The 320-nt window shown below is 65.6% G+C and carries 1 protein-coding gene; it reads left to right on the top strand.

Annotated features, from left to right (window positions below):
* Positions 1 to 320 (top strand): hypothetical protein (locus tag EN853_RS33445; protein WP_135861370.1); only part of this gene is annotated, 320 nt, incomplete at both ends.

The raw sequence follows: 320 nt of genomic DNA, 5'->3' as shown, positions 1-320 counted from the left end.
CGGCGTTCTGCCACACCGTCGATCAGTCGATGGTGACAGTGGTCTGTCCGGTCGTCCGGTCCGTGCCGCTGGACGCCATCCGCGACAAGGTCGCCATGCTCGACAATCCGGCCATCGAGGAGATGAGAGCCTCGCTCGACACCGCCGGCACCATTCACTTCACCAGCCTCGCCGTGGCCGGCACTGGCGAAATCGAGGACGCTTCCGGCGTCGAGAAAGGCGCTCTGGTTCTCGAAATCTCCGGCGACGGCAGCGCCAGCGAGGTCATCGATGCCGTCTCCCAGGCCATCGGCCACCGGCTGCGGCCGATATTCAAGGAC

Source organism: Mesorhizobium sp. M1C.F.Ca.ET.210.01.1.1, assembly GCF_004791585.1.
In the GTDB taxonomy this organism is placed as follows: Bacteria; Pseudomonadota; Alphaproteobacteria; order Rhizobiales; family Rhizobiaceae; genus Mesorhizobium.
The sequence above is the reverse complement of the archived record's forward strand: the minus strand, read 5'-3'. Positions and strand labels throughout refer to the sequence as shown.